This is a genomic window from uncultured Planococcus sp. (assembly GCF_947501725.1).
GTDB lineage: Bacteria > Bacillota > Bacilli > Bacillales_A > Planococcaceae > Planococcus > Planococcus donghaensis_C.
The window spans coordinates 24,920-40,481 of the sequence record NZ_CANMXD010000016.1; the positions used below are offsets into that span (position 1 = coordinate 24,920).

A 15,562-nucleotide genomic window follows, 5' to 3' on the forward strand; every position below is an offset into this window, starting at 1 on the left:
AAACTACGCGCAATATAACGCACTTAAAACCCGAACTGATCCGGCGCAACTACCGCCTCTTTAATCACGCCAACTTGCGGCAGGAACACGATTTCGCAAACCTCGTCCTCGCCGCCGTCGCGCCCTTTGTTCAAGCCGATAATGCCGCGCGACTCTTTGTACATCGTATCGACCGCAATCAGTACCGCCGCGTCCTGCAGCAACGCCTTGGTCTTCGATACTTCTTTCCGTTTCGGCAACGCAAGCTCACGCGTCCCTTCGTCGTTCAACACTTCGTCCGTTTCGTCTGCCTGCGTTATGGCGAACATTACCACGTCGAGGCTGCCCGTCAGCCGGCGCAATCCTTTCGACGTATTGGCCGCATCGCCGCCGCTGGTCTTCGACGTGTTGACCTCGTAGTCCATATAATAGAACGGATCAACCAACACAACGTCGGCCTTCGTGTTAATGGCGTCGGCTTCAAGCGCGCTCAGGTGGCGATCGGTAAAGTTATCGTCGTCGACGCCGCGCAGTATAATATTGCCGGGTAGTATGTCGTTAATTTCGTCCAGGAACGCCATAAACTTCGCCTCGAAATCGTCGGCAAACTCGCCTTTGCGCATGTCGCGCGAATTGAACCCAGCGTCGAAGTTCACGCCGTCGAGGGCCGCCATGACCACGCCGGTGCGGGCGCTAATATACGTGTACAGCCGCACCATGCCTTCGAACCAGCCCATTTCCATCAACCACACGAGGCAGGTTGCGCCTTGGAACGCTAACTCAACCATTTCGTCGAGCGCTACTGCCGACTTGCCGCGACCCGATCGGCCGTATATGACGTACATGTTCGACGAAGCATAGCCGCCGGCGCCGTCGTTGATAATCGAATACTTCGACCGCCAGTAACGGCTCGACTCGCCTGCTTTGCGTTTAGCATATTCGGCGCGAAATACGTCGTTGTCGTCTTTAACGCTTAGGCCGACTTTGGCGCTGGTTGTCGTCGATCGCTTCAGCTCCGCCACCTTGTCTTGCAGGCGGTCTAGCAGCTTCGCCCCGTCGCGTTCGCCGTTAAATGCCGTGCTGAAGTCGTTTTGCAAGTACGCCATTAGCTGCGTCTTGGCGGCGTGCGCCTTGACTTGGCCGGTTAGATAAGCGTAGTTGTCGTCGACTTGCGGCACGTAGTCAAACGTCGGACACTCTTCGACCATGACGGCATAACTTGGCGCTTTGCCGCCGTTCGCACGGGCATAGTCGCGGATAAACTGCAACGCCTGGCGCTCGCCTTCTGTCGCAAAGTGTGCCGGCTCCAAGCCGTGGCGGGCAATCGCTTTAACGTCGTCCTGCTCGACGATCTTATTGAGTAGTAGCATTCCGTAGTTCAATCGGCGTCAACCTCCTTCGTTAATTCTCGCTCAATCGCGGCGTAGTCGTTTATAACGAACAGCGCGGAGTCTACCGCGTGGAATGTCCGCCGATTAGTTACTGCGCCGTTAATACGTAGTTCGTTCGCTGGTGCGCCTAGTTTAGACATGCGTTCTAAATGTGCGTGATAATCCACATCGGTAGCCTCCTCCGTTATTATTTCGTAGTTAGGGTGCTGTCAAGCTCCGCGAGTTCGGCGTTAGTTTCAATAAGCGCTTTTTCAAGCCTGCGTTTATAACGAAGTAGCCGCCATTCCTCGAATCTTAGTATGAGCAACCCGGTATTTAATATAATGCGTCTCATTCGCTCGCCTCCTTCGTCAATCTCGCCAGCATATCGTCGTAAAACTGCACCAGCGCTAATTGTTGCGACAGCTTCCGTTTCAGCCGCGCTGACTTCTTCGAATGGTTGCAGTAGTATAACGCGTCGGCTGTAGCGTCGAACCGCGCTTTGTTGCTGTCGCGCAGGTGCTTCGTTAATTCTAAGAACGTCATTCTGCGTCAGCCTCCTTCAACGGCACGTCATACGTCCGGTGGTTCGTGCGTTGCTCAATCCGCAGCTCCACGGCGTCCATCATAAAGGCCGGCGGCGATTCACGCGGCGCCAAGTCGGTCAAGTCTTCGTCGATTTGCGCCAAGTTGCCGGCATAGCCTCCGCCGAAATACGCATCGAGGTCGCTGTATTGTTGGCGTTGATCTAGCAGGCGGTCGGTTAACGTGGCCTTGCGCTGGTGCGCTTGCTTGCGGGTTGCCGCTTCGATTGAAGATAGTTCACGCGGCGATTTCGGAGTTTGCTTCGGCATAGGTATCGCTCCCATCGGAAAGTTGTAGTCAGCGGCAGGCGGCGCGGGCAAGTATTCGTGGTTGGCGAGGTAGTCTTCAGCGTCGGCAGCGCGTGCCACCAGCGTGATGTCGTCCATATACGCAAGCTCGTAGTCGCCCGATGCGGCACACGTTAAGTCGAAATGCACGTCTTCAATCGTGGCAATATCGTCGGTTTGGCGTGTTTCCGTCATGCAGTCGACGTAGTAGAGCTGGCCGTCGTAGCCCTCGACCGCGACCAAATCGCCAATGTTGAACGGTGCGGCGTTAAGGCGGCCTGGCGGTATCGGCGGCGTCTTCTTAGCGAGTACCTGAACGGTTAGTAGCGCGGTTATTACTGCGGTGATGTGCGTTAGGAGATTACGGTTCATGCGTTTGCCTCCCGATCTAACGTAATATACGCATATGCCATCGCGTCTATCGCTTGTTCTTCTTGCAGCGACCACTCGAACTCTTCCGCCTTGATGCCGCTAATATGAACGTGTAGCAACTCGTGTACAATCGACCAGTCCATATCCTGCGGCGTAGGCGTGTTGGTTCCGTAGTCGCTTTCGTGGAGTATGCCGATGTGGGAGATCTTAGAGGCGCGGTTCGTCTGACAATACGCCTGCGCTTCGTTCGGCATCTTCTTGCGGCGTTCTTTCGCAATCGTCAAATGCCAATCGAGTAGGCGCAGGCGGCGTTGCCAGTAGTCCAGACGTTTTTGTAGTTGCTTCCGCGTGTAGATTATCTCTACCATTTGGAACCATCCTCGTATTCAGCGATTTTATTATTGCGGATTGCGTCGATCCTGCCAGCTACCTCGTCGATAAGACTGCGTAAACCTTCTACGGTATTTTCTCCGTCATAGTCGACGAGAATACTACCGGTATCGTTAAGAAAGTTTAACGTCGCTTCACCGTCGAAGTTCTGCGCCTGCTCCAGCGTTGCATCGTCAATGTCCGCTGATAGTGATTCTTCATGCGTCACCTTGTAGTCCCATTCGATAAATCCTTCTTCATTGAAAAGGCAATGCGAAATGGCGTCTGCGCCCGACTCTGCGTAAGTTTCCTCCGTATTGAATAGTAGCGAAAATACTACGGTTTGCTTTTTAATCACCATTTATACGTCCTCCTTCGTAGTCAGTTGTCAGCGTAAATCGCGGCCATGCGCCTGTCAGCACGAGGTTTCCGTTGTGTGCCAACCGCAACGCGCGCACGCCGAAGAACAGCACGACGGTGCAGTCGCTATTGTATTCGTCGGCATAGAACGTTGCGCCCAGCGGCAAGTCGGCTACCAACGTCGGCCGCATTATTTACCGCCTCGATGCGACGTGCCTTCGAATTTGTAGACGGTGCACATGTCGCGCATACGATCGAACAGTCGGGCGTCAAACACGCGCTCCATTTGTTCCAGCGGCAGGTTTGACGTATAGACCGTCGGCTTGGCGCCCGCACATCTTGCGTTAATAATTGCGTGTACATACGCTTTAAAAGCCGGCGTTGCGTCGCGTATGCCGATGTCGTCGATTACCAGAAAATCAACGGCTTGCGCACGCTTCAACGTCGCCTGCACTTGCGCCATGCCTGCGTCGTCATTCGTCATGGTCGCGAGGTTGTAGTCCGACTGCCATTCGTTGATATCGAGAAACATTGCCGGCTGCTGTGGCGCTTGTCGGCCGCGTTTGACGGCGCCCATTAAACTAGCGCGCAGCCATTCGTTCAGCAAGGCGGCGGCCGTCGTGGTTTTGCCGGTGCCGGGCGATTGCGACCATAAGTACATCGACTTGACTTGCGCGCGTTCGGCGTCGATGCCTTTCGCGGCTAACTCGTCGACGCGCGCTTGCATGGCGTCGGGGTACTGGCGGTCGAACGTAGCTGCGTATGCCGCGAGCTGCTTGTAGATTGGCGCTTGGTCGGCGGCTGCGGGGCTGTTTCCCAGCGTGGTAAGGCGATATCGTTGCGGCAGGTTGGCGCTGTTGCTGCGGCCGCGGGTTGCGATGAACGCCGTGCAGTGATTGTTACAATGCGCAGGCTGACCGGCGAGGCGACATTCGGCCGCTAATAGGCAGCGTGATTCATTCGTCATTGGCGACGCTCCTTTCGTTGGTTAAAACCATCCGTCATTATCTTCGTCTACATCCGACCGGCCTTCCGCCAACTTAGCGTCAAGCTGCAGCCGTTGCCATACGTTGCTGCGGTACTGATAGCTGAAGCCGAAGCTTGTGCCGGGATACATTGCCGTCGGCTTATACGTTGCAAAACATTCGTCGATGAACGCCTTGACCAGCGCTTTGTCGGCGGTTCCTGGCTTGCGTGCTGTGCCGATCAAGCCGCCTAATAAACCTTGTTCGCGTCCCCATGACGCTTGCGGCCGGTAGTCGACGTTGAATAGCCGTAAGTGTTCCGCCTGCATATACGTGTGAAAATCCTTCACGTTCCAGTCGGTTAGTGGCTTCGTGCTTTCGCTTGTGTCCGTCATTTTGCGTCCTCCTTCGCTAACAGCTCCGTAAATTTCGCCTCATATGACGATAAACTTAGCTTTGCCGTAATAATATCCGCTTCTGCCTGCGCTTGTCGTAGTTGTGCATTCATCAACGCTTCTTGCCAACTTGCTATCGCGTCTGCCACAGCGGCGACTTCCTTGTAATCCATACGTTAGTCCTCCTTCGTTTTCACCGCGTATTAGGCGTTCTAGCTGCCGCCCTCACGCTTACCCTACTTCGATGCTACTGCGCCGCACACACGCTCAAACTAGGCGATATTACGAGCCTGTCGTTCGGGTGCGGTACAGCGACGCTATTTCGTTCTGAAACTCGACAATAACGTCGCGTAATTCGACTAGCGTGGTTGCTTCGGACGTCTTGACGCGGTGGTCGACGTACCAGTTCAGCGCGTGTGCTACGTCGCGACAATTGGCGAGTGTTACCCACGTTTCCTTCGGCGTTGTGTCGTGCTTACTTGCGTCGAAGCCGGGGCGTTTCGTCGGATCGCTTACCTTGCGGTACATGACGAAGATGTTCAGCGGGTCGCTTGTTAGGCGGTAGTCGGCGTTTATTTCGATGTTCATGCGTTGGCACCTCCGTTTAGCAGACGGCGTAATGAGTTAATCGGTTCGACCGCCTTTACTAGCGAATCAATCGTTTCTTGCTGAGCGTCGAGGCGACGCTCTAACTTCGAGATATATTCGTTGTTGCGGTCGAGTTCGTCTTCCAACAGCGCTATCTCCTGCGCAAATGTAATCGGGATATTCGTCGGCTCGATAACCTGATAATCGGTTGGCGACGAGAAGCACCACAATCCGTTTTGTTGAAAGCTAACGTAATGATCGTCGTCTTCAGCTCTGACGTAATCTACTTCTATGATGTCACCTACGGAAACCTTACCGCCGTAAAAGTCGATATTCGACACTACTTTATCGCCAGCGATTGGTAAGCGGTCGACTTCCTTATATTCGCGCTTATTAACGATGTATTTCATACTAACGTCCACCTTTCCTGTTTAAGCCTGTTTTCAGCGTGTGTACGCCGTCTTACGGAGTTGGTCGAGCGTTGAGTCGTTCGGGGCGTTGCGGGTGACTTACTGGGGTTAATGCAGGCGTTCTTGTATATACGGATATTTGCGACTAAATACGGTTATTTACGATTAATCGGTAATCTGCGTCTGTACTTATATACGGAGTTACTTGACGTATAATCGCCTGACGCGAATGCGGCAGTATATCTTGAACTATGGTTCTTCTTAGTACTTGGTTCTCCTTAGTGATCGGTTTTACCGTGACGGTTAAAGTAGACATGGTAGCCTAAAATATGGTAAGCCCGCTGGCCGACAATATCGTATACACCGTATTCTCGAATGTACCGTTATTGTTACGCACCTTTCGCGCCAGCAACACCGGCTCGCCCGTCGCCTTCAGCCGAAACGCAGCCAAGTCGCGAATGTTCTTACCGGCGGTCGGCCGCTTAACGTTGAGCAGATACGCTATTTGTTCCTGCGTCGGCCAGCATTCGCCTTTCGCGTCCATATACGTAGCCAGTGCGCAAAGTGTCGCCCACAACCGCGGGTCGAGTTCGCGTAGTAAACCGCTGCGTACGGCGTCGACGTGAAACTTGACGAATATATCGGACGTCATACAACCTTGCCGTGGCATTCATAAACGTAGTCGCGGTATTCAGCGGACGTCATGCCGTTCAGGTCAGCGAGGTATGCGATTGTAAAGTCGAAACGTGATTGCGGTAGATTCAACCTCGGTTTTATACCGACGAACCATTCGAAGATATTGCGAGCACTCTTCGATATGTTCAAGTCGCCTCGTAACGGAATCATGTTTTCTACGATAGTGCCACCGTGACCAATTGCGATCGGAATAGCGTGGTCAATATGAATATCCGTCGTACTACCGGTAAGTGCGCAGCTACTATTGAAGTGTTTATACATTGACGCCATTTGCTCGCCGGTAAGTGTCGCAGGCAATGCTACCATACGTGCTTTACGAAGTGCGGTAGACCGCTTCATAATTAACGCAGCCTTTTCCGGGTTATTCTTTCGCCAAGCGTCATTAATTGATTTAACGTGCGCTGGATCGGCGGAGTACTTAATTCGCTTGAGCATCGCCATGCACGAACGACATTGCGAACCTAATTTACCGAATCCGCTTGCGTTCTTGCTAAACTCAGTCGCCAATCGAACCCGCCTACATTCTCGGCATTCTTTCGAGTGTATATCGTTATTAGCATCGTACATATACAACTTATCATCGCCGAATGTTCCGAAGGTTAATTCGTCTAATTCCACGATCACCGCCTCCATTTCGATGTCTTATACAACTATCTAGCCGCCGACAGTCGAAGTGGGGAGTTATTTGCGAAATTAATTCGAACTTCGCTAAAACACGTATTACGCACTCGCTCTGAAAACGCAATTCCCCGTATGTAGCATATTATCTAAGGGTTTCCGCGTTTTTCAGTACGGCAAACACGCCAGCAACTCGTCGGGATCAGCCGAGTACACTTCGCCCAGGTCGCTAAACAACGCTTTCTCTATTTGATTGCGCAGTGTGCCGTAGAAATAGCCCACCGCATTACCAACCGTGCCGGCCTGCTGACGTTTCAACGCTGAATACAACGCTCTAACCGCCAGTGTTTCAAGCAACTCGCCTTTGTCTGCGTAGATGTCGAACCGTAGTAGCGACGCTACTTGCTTTTTGAATGCAACGAAGTATTCGCGGCGTTCTTTCTTGTCGCTGATTAACGATTTCAAATGTTCATAGAACGTTGCGGGCGCTTTTTCCGCTGCTGGTAACGTTCCCTTTAAGGTTTGTATCGGTTTGTTTATAAAGATAGTAGCTTCGGCTGGCTGTGACGCCGGTTGCGCCTTACGCACCGTAGGCTCCACGCGTGCTGACCGAGTGGACACTTGCGACTGGACACTAGCGCTTTTAACCGGCAATATGACGATGATATTAGCGCCGTAGCCGCCGTTGATTTTACGTAGTGTTGAACGCTTTTCGATAATGCCTAGCGACTGCAGGCGTGACAGCCCGCGGCGTACCGTCTTAACGTTGACGTCGAGCAGACCCGCCAGTGTGTCGGCTTTGAGCCACGCAGCGCCCGTGTATTTAACGGCGTGACGCGCAACCGCTTCGAGCAGGCGTTTAGTAGTAGCGTTCATTGCGAACTGATGCGTATAGAAGTGCTGGCGTATGGAATCGTTGAGGTCGGCGGTAGTGGTAAACGTTTTATGATCGGTTAGTATTTTCATTGTCGGCGTGCTCCCTTTGAAGGAACGTAAAAAGGCGGCAGTCATATCGCATCAATCACGACATGACCACCGCCTGCTACTAACACTCGCTTGTTTGCGACATATTAGCGTGTACCTCTTTACATTACCGCTGATATTCGATATAATCAGGGTATCTAATAAAAAAGGTGCGAGGCAAGTGGTGCATGTCGGGTGTGTTCCGACGTCACCGGTTAGAAGGAATTGGCGTTCCTCTTAACAAGCTTTGCACCTTTTGCTATTCCGTTATTTTTTCGTTACATAGTATACTACACTTAAACGTAAATATTCGCAATACTAATTATTATCGTTCCCCGAACAGGCGCCACCACGGCCGCTTTGTGTCGGGTTTTTCTTCGTCTTGCACTGGCGCTGGCTCAGCCGCCTTTTCTTCCATTAACATTTCGATTCGCTGCTGACCGGCAATCATTCGCCCGATCTGTCCGCGCAAGTATTCGTTATCATCGAGCACAGCGCGCAGCAACTTGTCTTGTTCGTCGAGCTTCTGCACCATCGCCATAAACACTTCGCGGTCGGCCGCCTTAACAACCTCGCCTGCATCGGCACGCGCCTGGCGTTCTTGCGTTAATAGCCCAGCCGCAGCCTTGCCCGCATCAACCAACGTCGCCCCTTTACCGATTTGCCTGCGCATGTGCTTCAACGCCAGCAAGTCTTGCTCGCTGAATATACGTTCGCCCCGTTCGTCACGCGTAATGGCCGCGCCCTCGGCTTCCAGTGCCGCAGCATGTCGACGCACGTTGGCTGCGCTAATGTTTAAAAGCTGCGCCAAGTCGCTGGTGCGGTATGTATTCGTAATGGCCGGCATGTAATCCGCTTTGTCCGTCATGTGTTCGCCCTCCTGTCGTTTGGCGCTCGTCCGCCTATGCGACAAGTATACGTTAATGGCGTCATATAGGCAACCGCAGGCGCGCGTCAGTGGCTACGATCGGCGTATATAACGTAAAAAGCCGCGGCGCATGGCCCCGACTAGTTAGCGGTAAGTTGCGTCGGCACGCTTAGTTCCAGCCGGTCGTATTCAACGTAAAGCATATTCGCCACAAATGCCGGCGTTATTTTGTGCGGTTGGTTAATCGACGCTTCAATCAGCGACGCGGCAATGCGGCCCAGTTCGGCCAGCTTTTCGTCGTGCGTCATAGTGCCGCCATCGTTGCAAGCGCAATTAAGGCTGTTAGCGTATATGTTCCGTAGAACCACACGCGATCAGCCGGCGTACCATCGTTAGTTCCGATAAAGTAGTCGTCAAGTTTACGTAGTGCTTGCATGTGTGAGCGCCCCTTTGCGTTTTGTATTACGTTAAATATAACGCATAAGCGTAATTACGTCAACACCTATTTACGCATTAGTTTATATGCGGTATACTGAACGCAGTAAGAACGGAGGTACTTATATGAAGAAACGCATACGTATTAAGCTGCGCGAGCAATTAGCTGAACGCGGCATGGCGCAGTCGAAGCTCGCCGAGTTAACCGAAATACGGCCGGCTGCCATCAGCAACTTGACGCGTGGCTACGTGGATCGGCTGACGATCGACCACATTGAGCGCATTGCTGACGTGCTGGGTATTACGGATATAAACGAATTGATAACGTTAGAGGCGTCGCCCGTAGACGCAGAAAAACGCCCTAACCGCGAAGGTTAGGGCGTTTGTTTTATATATTTACTATTGCGCTTTATGCGCGGACTTTCATTTAAGCCACAGTCTCAGCACTTATTTTTTATTCCCTCGTACTTTGTGAATGCGGCTCAAAATTGCCTTATAGATAAATTCGATTATAATTCTCGTTTGATGCTTCGAACTTATATTCGATTTTCAAACAATCAAGCATATTCCCCACCGCATGGAATGTATCCCCTATTAAAACAATTGCCTCACCTTGTTTGTAAAGTTCATCAAGTGCGATTCTAACTCTAAACAGCTTTTCGTCTCCCAATTTCACCACTCCTCTTCCATCTGATGTGCGATTACACTGCGACTAAATTTTCGATATTACGGAACAACTTCGCGTCGCATTTAATCACGACTTCAAACTCGCTGCCATCGACGTCTTGGCAAAGCAACGCAGCTTTCGACTCGTTCTTGCGTTTAGCGCCCATTGCTCCGCCGATAATGCCGCCGACTGGCCCCGCAACTACACCACCCACGATAGCACCTGCCGCAGTCTTGCCGGCTGATCGCGTATAAGTCTCGTTTTCCCACGCAATGTCAATGAGACGCGCAGGCTTCTTCCAGCCCATCGGCACTTCAAACGATATGTCGCCGCGTTCGTCGCCCGCTACCAAGTTGACCATTCTGACGTTATCAAGCCGTGGCTCCAAGAAGCGTGCACCTGCCGTTACTTCGATTCGATACTTCGTTTTCATTGCGTTTGACCAAAATCCCATCCGTACCTCCGCCTTTCTAGCGTGCTGATTTACTCTATCGTACATCATGCGTTATGTAAACGCAAGGGCTTTCGCGCCCTTACGCGTAATTATTTTCGTACGTAAGTTGCGTTATATCTGCGTAACGTTTCCCAGAACTCGGCGCGCGTCAGCGGTCGGTCGGGGTATGTGCCGTCGCTAATGGCGTTTTCGATAACCCATTCCTGCCCGGCGGCGAGACTTGCGCTTGCTTGCGCCACTCGTTTATACGTAGTTTCAGCCACGGTATTAGCCTCCTTTTCGGGTGGGGCAGGCGCAAGTACCTGCGCCATCTTAGACGCTGATTTCACGCCGTAAATGCCGTCTACGGGCGTCAGCTTGTAGCGCGTCTGAAACGCCTTGACTGCCCGCGTCGATGCTGCGCCGAATATACCGTCGACTACTAGCTTCGGCGACGCGCCCGCTTTGTTTAAGTCCGACTGCATGGCGCTAACTGCCGGCCCGCGGTCGTCTTCCATGACGTAGTCGCGCGCAACTGTAACCGGCTTGGTCGTGCTCAGCGAACCACCGCCAACGTATGCCACGCCGAAGTATTTACAGACTGCTTGCGCTAGTTCTTGCGCCACTTCACGCTGAAACGCCGGGTCGATCATTAGTAACGCCTCACGCTCGTCGTCCATAAAGCCGCCTTCGACAAGAATCGCCGGCATACGAGTTTGGCGCGTAATAGCAAGGTTCTGCTTGACGACGCCACGGTTTATCTGACGTGTGCCTTTCGCTAGTTCATCGACTGCCAGCTTCGCCAGTTTATACGCCTTGCTGCTGTTCGACGAGCCTGCCTGAATGTGCACGCTGAAGCCTTGCGCCGTCGACGCGCCAAACGAATGGCTGACTGCGTTAAAATGTACGCTGATATAAATGTCGGCGCCGGCTGCGTTGGCTGCGTTGGTGCGTGCGGTTAGCCCCGTGTCGGCGTCGGTGGGTGCCGTCTGCAGTGTGCGGAAGCCGCAGCGTTTGAGTTCGCCTTCGAGCATATTGACGACGGGCTTGTTGAATTCGTTCTCGCGGATCGACCGGCCAAGTGACGCAATGTAAGGCGTGCGTTTGCCGGCTGTGTTCGGGCCATGACCGTCGCACATCGCAACTAAGTAGTCGCTAGCTTTCGCCATATTAATTGCCGCCTTTCTTCGGTTGGTGGTAGCGCAATGCCTGCGGACTGTCGCTGAAGCCGCCGGTAGTCGGATCGCTTACTGCGTTGTACAGGCTAATACCTGCGGTAAATAATACGTATGGGTTCGATACAGCGTCGACGACTACTTTGCCGAGCGCTGGCCACGACGTCATATCGGCGCCAGTTAGTCCGAAGTATGCGCCCACCGGTACGGCTACGCTTAGAAACACCTGCAGCCAAAATAGCGGATTGCGTCGTCTTACTTTCCAGTTGATTTTCATATTAACGTCCTCCTTCGTTGTGGTGATCGTGTGCCGCGCGTTCTTCCTGCAACGTTGATTCGCGCGATAGTTGATCGAGCTGCGTTGCGCGGGTTGCCCGTTCACATTCGATGGTCGCCGCGCGTTCGTCCTTGTCGTCCTGAATAGCGTTCAGCACTTCGACGATTGACATGAAAGTAGCTAGCGTCCACACGGCGTAGGTAATGCTGGCGATGTTCGGAAAGCTCAGCAAATAGCCGCACAGCACAAACAGTACGAAGGTGCCGCTAAGAAATAAGCCGACGACCTCGACGAACCGATTGCGCAGCACAAACGCCATAAACAGGATAGTCGCCGTGGCAAACGCCGCCATTGCGTAACCGCCCTGCGGCATAACTTCGCCCATGAACGCGTATACTTTCGAATCGCTGCTGACGAAAAGGTCTTTCTGCACCGCGAGTATAACGGTGGCGCCGAGCATGAAAAAGAAATTCATTATACTCAGCGGCGTGATGCCTAGTTTCATACGATACCACCTCCGATTATTCCGTATATCAGCGCAATGGCGCCGCCAATTATGCCCGTTGCCACCGCGCCCACAATAATGCCGGTCATTTGCCGGCGTGTGTACGTGGTGTTTTCGTCGATCTTTTCGAGCGACTTTTCGATGGCGGACATACGCTGATTACTTAATGCTTGTTCCGTTTTTACCTCGTCAACGCGGCGGTCATTCTTGCGCTGGTCTTCCTTGACGACTTCGAGCTTTGCCGCCACCTCGCGTTCGAGCACGTCAAACTTCGTGCGCAGCTCCGCTTTCTCGGCTTCTATCCGTGTCATGCGTTCAAATATTCCGTTTAATCCTGAATCCGGCATGGTGCCGCCTCCTTACACCGCATACGGTACGCCAGTTATCTCTTCGTATTGCTCGGCGGTTATCCAGCGTGCCTTGACGAATACGCGCACGTCTTCGGCCGTGTAGCGCGCGGTGTCGAAGTAGCGTTTAATCGAGTTATACATCGCCGCCACCGCCCATTTCGAGCATTGCCAGACGCATCATCAGCGTGGCGTTTTCGTCTTGCAGTGCGTCGACTTCCACGCGCAGGCCGTCGACTGTTTCCGACAACGGCGCAACTGGTGCGGCTTGAGCCGGTTGGTCTGCGTAGCTGAACGCTAGCTTCTTCGTGGCTGGCACGACGCTGTAGCCTTTTGCCATGCGGAAGTCCTGCGCGTATGCGCCGAACGCCAGCTCTAGCACGTCAAACGTCGACCGCACGCGCTTGGTCAGCTCGTTATAAGTTGCGATGTCTTGCGCGATTGTCGTCGCGACTACGCTACCTTCGCGCTCGCCCGTATCGACCAGCACGCGGCCGGTGCTAACTTCGTAATAAATTCGTCTGCCAAATTTCATCGTGTAGCCTCCTTCTTATTCATACGCAATCCAAAACGCCGGAAACAAACTAGCTTGGCTGCGCTTCAGTTTAAAGCCGCCGGACTCGACGTAATGACCTAAGCTGCTTAGCGTATAAGCCTCGCTCGTTCCGCCGAGATAGCCGCGTGTCGGGTCGAGGTCGTTCGACCAAAACGTATGAGCGAGTCCTTGCGCCTCTTGGCCGATTACGCCAACTAAAATAAGCCGCGGCTTGAAGTTCAGCCCGGCCACCGTTAAGTCATTTGCGCTACTAGTGCCAACGTTGCCCTTAGCCCAGCGTTTGCCTGTTTCGATTTGCCCGACCGCCGTAGCGAGCTGGCTGAACGTCGGATCTGTCGGCATGACTACGCGCGGATCAACGCCAGTAACGGCTTGCTTAACGACTGCCTTGCCGTTACTGGCTGACGTAAAAGCCGCGTCGGCCCGGTCGTACGCACGCTTAACCGCTAACGGCGTGGCCGCCTTCATGCTGTCGTTGCTGTCCGTTGCCGACGATAGCGTGACGTGGCCCAAACGAGTGCCGGTTGCTGCGGTTGCTGCGTGTGCAGTTGCGGCCGATTCGATTGCGGTGAGGTCGACGGCTATTTGCGTTGCCGGTACTTTGCCGTCGGTGCCGAGCGTTGCTACGCCGCCAGCCGCGCCGAGCGCCGTCTTGTCGACTTTGCCGGTTAGGTTCAGTTGTGCCGGCGGGACTTTACCGTCAGTGCCGAGCGTTGATAGGCCGTTAGCTGCGCCCGCTTGCGCATCGATAGCGTTAGCCAGTGCGTTCATGTCGCGCGGGACGTCGGCCGTTTGGTTATGCGTGATTGTCGGCAGGTTTAATTTATTCGTCGCCATTATAGCCCTCCTTGAAATAAAAAAGAACGCCCAAGTGGACGCTCTAATCGTTTATTTATATTGTTTGTTTACCCAACAGTATGCACCTACTGCGCTCTTGAAATTACCAATTTTCTTCTGTTTTTCCTTTCTCTCTTCGCTAACTTTAAACCGATTATGGTGAAGATAACTACTGGAGCCATGTTAGAAACAGAGGATAATAGATCGCCTCTTAATAAAAAGATTTGATATACAGCGAATATTGGAACGAATATTTGATAAAAGGTAATCTTTCTAGCTTCACGCGCTGCATTAAATTTATTCTGCATTTTAGCGGACGCCCAACCATAAACGATAAACAGTAGGAATATCCCTATTAAACCAAAGTTAATATAGAACTCAACCCAAAGTGGAGCTGAAACATTAGTGAAATTATATCCCAAAAACTCAGATGTAGTTGCACCAGTACCTATCGGCTTATCCGGCCATACACTCCTAGGCACCCAGAATAACGCCACACCCAAAAGTTGCTTGCCGTAAGTCAATCCATTCGCTTCGCTATACATTTGAACATTTAAAAACTGTTGAAATGCGTCGAAGTCTCCATTTTGAGTAAATGTTTCACTAACGCTTTCAATTTCCACATTAAATTCTATAGCATTCCTAAAAACATCAGCATACGGAAAAATAACCAATATTAAAAGCAACATACCCACTATTAACAGGGATTGGGTCATTTTCTTCCACCTCAGTACCACAAAAACAACGCTTAAATAAATTGTACCAACCCAGTAACGAGAGGTTGAAATTGGGTTACTTGCAACTGCGGTTATTAAAAATAAACCAAGGATCATTAATAGAACGGTCGCATTCCGTTTTGTAAAGCCTTTTTGTTTTCTATAGACCCACGTATACAGAGCATAAAGCAAAGCGATAAATACTGGCGTCCTTAAAAGGCTGTTTAGTATTAAGTTAGACGTAGAATCATTAGTAGCAATTGCTAGTGTTAATTCGTTGCGGGGAAGAAATAGGTTAGATATTCCTCCCAACCCCGCCGTTGCTACCAGAAAGCTTAGTATGCCAAAAATAAATAGAGGTAATAAGCGAATCTTGAGTTCTTTTACTTTTATTGCAGACTCTACTTTTTGATTTCCTTTATAAATACCGATTTCATATCCAACTAACCCCAGGGCAATCATTAAACCGGCAAAGAATATTTGGCTGGCATCATAACTGCCTATCCAAGGAAAAGTATTGTGTAAAACCTGGAGAAGAGGGACCATACTAAGGAAAACATAAACAAAAACAAAAAAAGTGACTTCGAGTAACTTTAATTTTCCACCTAAAACTATGGTTGCCAACCTAAAAACTGAATATATTCCAACCAAATAGTAGATGAACATGCCCGAAACATAATCACCTTTTGTAAAAATTAAAGGGAGTAATAGCCCAAAAAACATTACTAGCATAAATCCTGTATATACTTTAGCGTACGAATATTTCATTTCTTTTAATCCTCTTTTATT

27 protein-coding genes are annotated in these 15,562 nt (G+C 51.7%); 1 reads left to right on the forward strand and 26 read right to left on the reverse strand.

The window, feature by feature from the left end; translation table 11 throughout:
* Positions 1 to 23: 23 nt before the first annotated feature.
* The 16 genes from Q0785_RS18820 to Q0785_RS18890 form a co-directional block, all read right to left on the reverse strand.
* The gene (locus tag Q0785_RS18820) at positions 24 to 1,361 is read right to left on the reverse strand and encodes a DnaB-like helicase C-terminal domain-containing protein (protein ID WP_298833846.1); all 1,338 of its coding nucleotides are present in this window, start codon (positions 1,359 to 1,361) and stop codon (positions 24 to 26) included.
* A 339-nt stretch (positions 1,362 to 1,700) separates the two neighbouring features.
* Complete coding sequence (locus Q0785_RS18825; protein ID WP_298833848.1) at positions 1,701 to 1,895, reverse strand: hypothetical protein; 195 nt, start codon at positions 1,893 to 1,895, stop codon at positions 1,701 to 1,703.
* On the reverse strand, positions 1,892 to 2,593 hold the full coding sequence (locus Q0785_RS18830) for a hypothetical protein (RefSeq protein WP_298833851.1): 702 nt from the start codon (positions 2,591 to 2,593) through the stop codon (positions 1,892 to 1,894). Before Q0785_RS18830 ends, Q0785_RS18825 begins: the two co-directional genes overlap by 4 nt.
* Positions 2,590 to 2,961, reverse strand: coding sequence for a hypothetical protein (locus Q0785_RS18835; RefSeq protein WP_298833854.1), 372 nt, complete (start codon positions 2,959 to 2,961; stop codon positions 2,590 to 2,592). The genes Q0785_RS18830 and Q0785_RS18835 overlap by 4 nt, the downstream gene beginning before the upstream one ends.
* Positions 2,955 to 3,323 (reverse strand): hypothetical protein, encoded by a 369-nt coding sequence (locus tag Q0785_RS18840; protein ID WP_298833857.1) that lies wholly within the window; start codon positions 3,321 to 3,323, stop codon positions 2,955 to 2,957. The genes Q0785_RS18835 and Q0785_RS18840 overlap by 7 nt, the downstream gene beginning before the upstream one ends.
* The gene (locus tag Q0785_RS18845; RefSeq protein ID WP_298833860.1) at positions 3,313 to 3,513 is read right to left on the reverse strand and encodes a hypothetical protein; all 201 of its coding nucleotides are present in this window, start codon (positions 3,511 to 3,513) and stop codon (positions 3,313 to 3,315) included. Before Q0785_RS18845 ends, Q0785_RS18840 begins: the two co-directional genes overlap by 11 nt.
* Positions 3,513 to 4,289 (reverse strand): ATP-binding protein, encoded by a 777-nt coding sequence (locus Q0785_RS18850; RefSeq protein WP_298833863.1) that lies wholly within the window; start codon positions 4,287 to 4,289, stop codon positions 3,513 to 3,515. Before Q0785_RS18850 ends, Q0785_RS18845 begins: the two co-directional genes overlap by 1 nt.
* Before the next feature lie 21 nt (positions 4,290 to 4,310).
* Positions 4,311 to 4,682, reverse strand: a complete 372-nt coding sequence (locus Q0785_RS18855; protein WP_298833866.1) for a hypothetical protein — start codon at positions 4,680 to 4,682, stop codon at positions 4,311 to 4,313.
* Positions 4,679 to 4,855, reverse strand: coding sequence for a hypothetical protein (locus tag Q0785_RS18860; protein ID WP_298833869.1), 177 nt, complete (start codon positions 4,853 to 4,855; stop codon positions 4,679 to 4,681). Before Q0785_RS18860 ends, Q0785_RS18855 begins: the two co-directional genes overlap by 4 nt.
* Before the next feature lie 109 nt (positions 4,856 to 4,964).
* Positions 4,965 to 5,270, reverse strand: a complete 306-nt coding sequence (locus Q0785_RS18865; protein WP_298833872.1) for a hypothetical protein — start codon at positions 5,268 to 5,270, stop codon at positions 4,965 to 4,967.
* A complete protein-coding gene (locus Q0785_RS18870) occupies positions 5,267 to 5,680 on the reverse strand; it encodes a hypothetical protein (protein WP_298833875.1) in 414 nt (137 codons plus the stop codon). Before Q0785_RS18870 ends, Q0785_RS18865 begins: the two co-directional genes overlap by 4 nt.
* Positions 5,681 to 6,002: 322 nt before the next feature.
* Positions 6,003 to 6,350, reverse strand: a complete 348-nt coding sequence (locus Q0785_RS20400) for a helix-turn-helix domain-containing protein (protein ID WP_366522849.1) — start codon at positions 6,348 to 6,350, stop codon at positions 6,003 to 6,005.
* Positions 6,329 to 6,994 carry a hypothetical protein gene (locus tag Q0785_RS18875; protein WP_298833878.1) on the reverse strand — a complete coding sequence of 222 codons (666 nt, stop codon included), beginning with the start codon at positions 6,992 to 6,994 and terminating at the stop codon, positions 6,329 to 6,331. The genes Q0785_RS20400 and Q0785_RS18875 overlap by 22 nt, the downstream gene beginning before the upstream one ends.
* A gap of 168 nt (positions 6,995 to 7,162) precedes the next feature.
* Positions 7,163 to 7,960 (reverse strand): helix-turn-helix domain-containing protein, encoded by a 798-nt coding sequence (locus Q0785_RS18880; RefSeq protein ID WP_298833882.1) that lies wholly within the window; start codon positions 7,958 to 7,960, stop codon positions 7,163 to 7,165.
* Between the two features lie 322 nt (positions 7,961 to 8,282).
* On the reverse strand, positions 8,283 to 8,825 hold the full coding sequence (locus Q0785_RS18885) for a MerR family transcriptional regulator (protein WP_298833885.1): 543 nt from the start codon (positions 8,823 to 8,825) through the stop codon (positions 8,283 to 8,285).
* Positions 8,826 to 8,965: 140 nt separating this feature from the next.
* A complete protein-coding gene (locus Q0785_RS18890) occupies positions 8,966 to 9,133 on the reverse strand; it encodes a hypothetical protein (RefSeq protein WP_298833888.1) in 168 nt (55 codons plus the stop codon).
* A gap of 253 nt (positions 9,134 to 9,386) precedes the next feature.
* Between Q0785_RS18890 and Q0785_RS18895 the strand changes: the two genes are divergently transcribed.
* Positions 9,387 to 9,638, forward strand: a complete 252-nt coding sequence (locus Q0785_RS18895; RefSeq protein WP_298833891.1) for a helix-turn-helix transcriptional regulator — start codon at positions 9,387 to 9,389, stop codon at positions 9,636 to 9,638.
* Positions 9,639 to 9,753: 115 nt separating this feature from the next.
* Here Q0785_RS18895 and Q0785_RS18900 read toward each other — a convergent pair whose 3' ends face one another.
* The 10 genes from Q0785_RS18900 to Q0785_RS18945 all read right to left on the reverse strand — a co-directional run bounded on the left by Q0785_RS18900 (position 9,754) and on the right by Q0785_RS18945 (position 15,541).
* On the reverse strand, positions 9,754 to 9,930 hold the full coding sequence (locus Q0785_RS18900) for a hypothetical protein (RefSeq protein ID WP_298833893.1): 177 nt from the start codon (positions 9,928 to 9,930) through the stop codon (positions 9,754 to 9,756).
* Positions 9,931 to 9,961: 31 nt separating this feature from the next.
* Positions 9,962 to 10,381 carry a hypothetical protein gene (locus tag Q0785_RS18905; RefSeq protein WP_298833896.1) on the reverse strand — a complete coding sequence of 140 codons (420 nt, stop codon included), beginning with the start codon at positions 10,379 to 10,381 and terminating at the stop codon, positions 9,962 to 9,964.
* Between the two features lie 89 nt (positions 10,382 to 10,470).
* On the reverse strand, positions 10,471 to 11,529 hold the full coding sequence (locus tag Q0785_RS18910; protein ID WP_298833899.1) for an N-acetylmuramoyl-L-alanine amidase: 1,059 nt from the start codon (positions 11,527 to 11,529) through the stop codon (positions 10,471 to 10,473).
* Position 11,530: 1 nt separating this feature from the next.
* Positions 11,531 to 11,812, reverse strand: a complete 282-nt coding sequence (locus tag Q0785_RS18915) for a phage holin family protein (RefSeq protein ID WP_298833902.1) — start codon at positions 11,810 to 11,812, stop codon at positions 11,531 to 11,533.
* A gap of 1 nt (position 11,813) precedes the next feature.
* Positions 11,814 to 12,317 (reverse strand): hypothetical protein, encoded by a 504-nt coding sequence (locus Q0785_RS18920; RefSeq protein WP_298833905.1) that lies wholly within the window; start codon positions 12,315 to 12,317, stop codon positions 11,814 to 11,816.
* A complete protein-coding gene (locus tag Q0785_RS18925) occupies positions 12,314 to 12,664 on the reverse strand; it encodes a hemolysin XhlA family protein (RefSeq protein WP_298833908.1) in 351 nt (116 codons plus the stop codon). Before Q0785_RS18925 ends, Q0785_RS18920 begins: the two co-directional genes overlap by 4 nt.
* 12 nt (positions 12,665 to 12,676) lie before the next feature.
* Positions 12,677 to 12,808 (reverse strand): XkdX family protein, encoded by a 132-nt coding sequence (locus Q0785_RS18930; RefSeq protein WP_298833911.1) that lies wholly within the window; start codon positions 12,806 to 12,808, stop codon positions 12,677 to 12,679.
* The gene (locus Q0785_RS18935) at positions 12,801 to 13,199 is read right to left on the reverse strand and encodes a hypothetical protein (RefSeq protein WP_298833914.1); all 399 of its coding nucleotides are present in this window, start codon (positions 13,197 to 13,199) and stop codon (positions 12,801 to 12,803) included. Before Q0785_RS18935 ends, Q0785_RS18930 begins: the two co-directional genes overlap by 8 nt.
* Before the next feature lie 15 nt (positions 13,200 to 13,214).
* Positions 13,215 to 14,057, reverse strand: coding sequence for a phage tail protein (locus tag Q0785_RS18940; protein ID WP_298833917.1), 843 nt, complete (start codon positions 14,055 to 14,057; stop codon positions 13,215 to 13,217).
* 86 nt (positions 14,058 to 14,143) lie between these two features.
* Positions 14,144 to 15,541, reverse strand: coding sequence for an O-antigen polymerase (locus tag Q0785_RS18945; RefSeq protein WP_298833920.1), 1,398 nt, complete (start codon positions 15,539 to 15,541; stop codon positions 14,144 to 14,146).
* Between the last annotated feature and the right edge of the window lie 21 nt (positions 15,542 to 15,562).

Coding starts and splice junctions, on each gene's coding strand:
- Q0785_RS18860 (WP_298833869.1), bottom strand. CDS start 4,855: ATGGATTACAAGGAAGTCGCCGCTGTGGCAGACGCGATAGCAAGTTGG.
- Q0785_RS18910 (WP_298833899.1), bottom strand. CDS start 11,529: ATGGCGAAAGCTAGCGACTACTTAGTTGCGATGTGCGACGGTCATGGC.
- Q0785_RS18890 (WP_298833888.1), bottom strand. CDS start 9,133: ATGACGCACGACGAAAAGCTGGCCGAACTGGGCCGCATTGCCGCGTCG.
- Q0785_RS18905 (WP_298833896.1), bottom strand. CDS start 10,381: ATGGGATTTTGGTCAAACGCAATGAAAACGAAGTATCGAATCGAAGTA.
- Q0785_RS18865 (WP_298833872.1), bottom strand. CDS start 5,270: ATGAACATCGAAATAAACGCCGACTACCGCCTAACAAGCGACCCGCTG.
- Q0785_RS18920 (WP_298833905.1), bottom strand. CDS start 12,317: ATGAAACTAGGCATCACGCCGCTGAGTATAATGAATTTCTTTTTCATG.
- Q0785_RS18835 (WP_298833854.1), bottom strand. CDS start 2,961: ATGGTAGAGATAATCTACACGCGGAAGCAACTACAAAAACGTCTGGAC.
- Q0785_RS18945 (WP_298833920.1), bottom strand. CDS start 15,541: ATGAAATATTCGTACGCTAAAGTATATACAGGATTTATGCTAGTAATG.
- Q0785_RS18840 (WP_298833857.1), bottom strand. CDS start 3,323: ATGGTGATTAAAAAGCAAACCGTAGTATTTTCGCTACTATTCAATACG.
- Q0785_RS18880 (WP_298833882.1), bottom strand. CDS start 7,960: ATGAAAATACTAACCGATCATAAAACGTTTACCACTACCGCCGACCTC.
- Q0785_RS18895 (WP_298833891.1), top strand. CDS start 9,387: ATGAAGAAACGCATACGTATTAAGCTGCGCGAGCAATTAGCTGAACGC.
- Q0785_RS18930 (WP_298833911.1), bottom strand. CDS start 12,808: ATGTATAACTCGATTAAACGCTACTTCGACACCGCGCGCTACACGGCC.
- Q0785_RS18885 (WP_298833885.1), bottom strand. CDS start 8,825: ATGACGGACAAAGCGGATTACATGCCGGCCATTACGAATACATACCGC.
- Q0785_RS20400 (WP_366522849.1), bottom strand. CDS start 6,350: ATGCCACGGCAAGGTTGTATGACGTCCGATATATTCGTCAAGTTTCAC.
- Q0785_RS18940 (WP_298833917.1), bottom strand. CDS start 14,057: ATGGCGACGAATAAATTAAACCTGCCGACAATCACGCATAACCAAACG.
- Q0785_RS18825 (WP_298833848.1), bottom strand. CDS start 1,895: ATGACGTTCTTAGAATTAACGAAGCACCTGCGCGACAGCAACAAAGCG.
- Q0785_RS18935 (WP_298833914.1), bottom strand. CDS start 13,199: ATGAAATTTGGCAGACGAATTTATTACGAAGTTAGCACCGGCCGCGTG.
- Q0785_RS18915 (WP_298833902.1), bottom strand. CDS start 11,812: ATGAAAATCAACTGGAAAGTAAGACGACGCAATCCGCTATTTTGGCTG.
- Q0785_RS18830 (WP_298833851.1), bottom strand. CDS start 2,593: ATGAACCGTAATCTCCTAACGCACATCACCGCAGTAATAACCGCGCTA.
- Q0785_RS18845 (WP_298833860.1), bottom strand. CDS start 3,513: ATGCGGCCGACGTTGGTAGCCGACTTGCCGCTGGGCGCAACGTTCTAT.
- Q0785_RS18870 (WP_298833875.1), bottom strand. CDS start 5,680: ATGAAATACATCGTTAATAAGCGCGAATATAAGGAAGTCGACCGCTTA.
- Q0785_RS18925 (WP_298833908.1), bottom strand. CDS start 12,664: ATGCCGGATTCAGGATTAAACGGAATATTTGAACGCATGACACGGATA.
- Q0785_RS18850 (WP_298833863.1), bottom strand. CDS start 4,289: ATGACGAATGAATCACGCTGCCTATTAGCGGCCGAATGTCGCCTCGCC.
- Q0785_RS18855 (WP_298833866.1), bottom strand. CDS start 4,682: ATGACGGACACAAGCGAAAGCACGAAGCCACTAACCGACTGGAACGTG.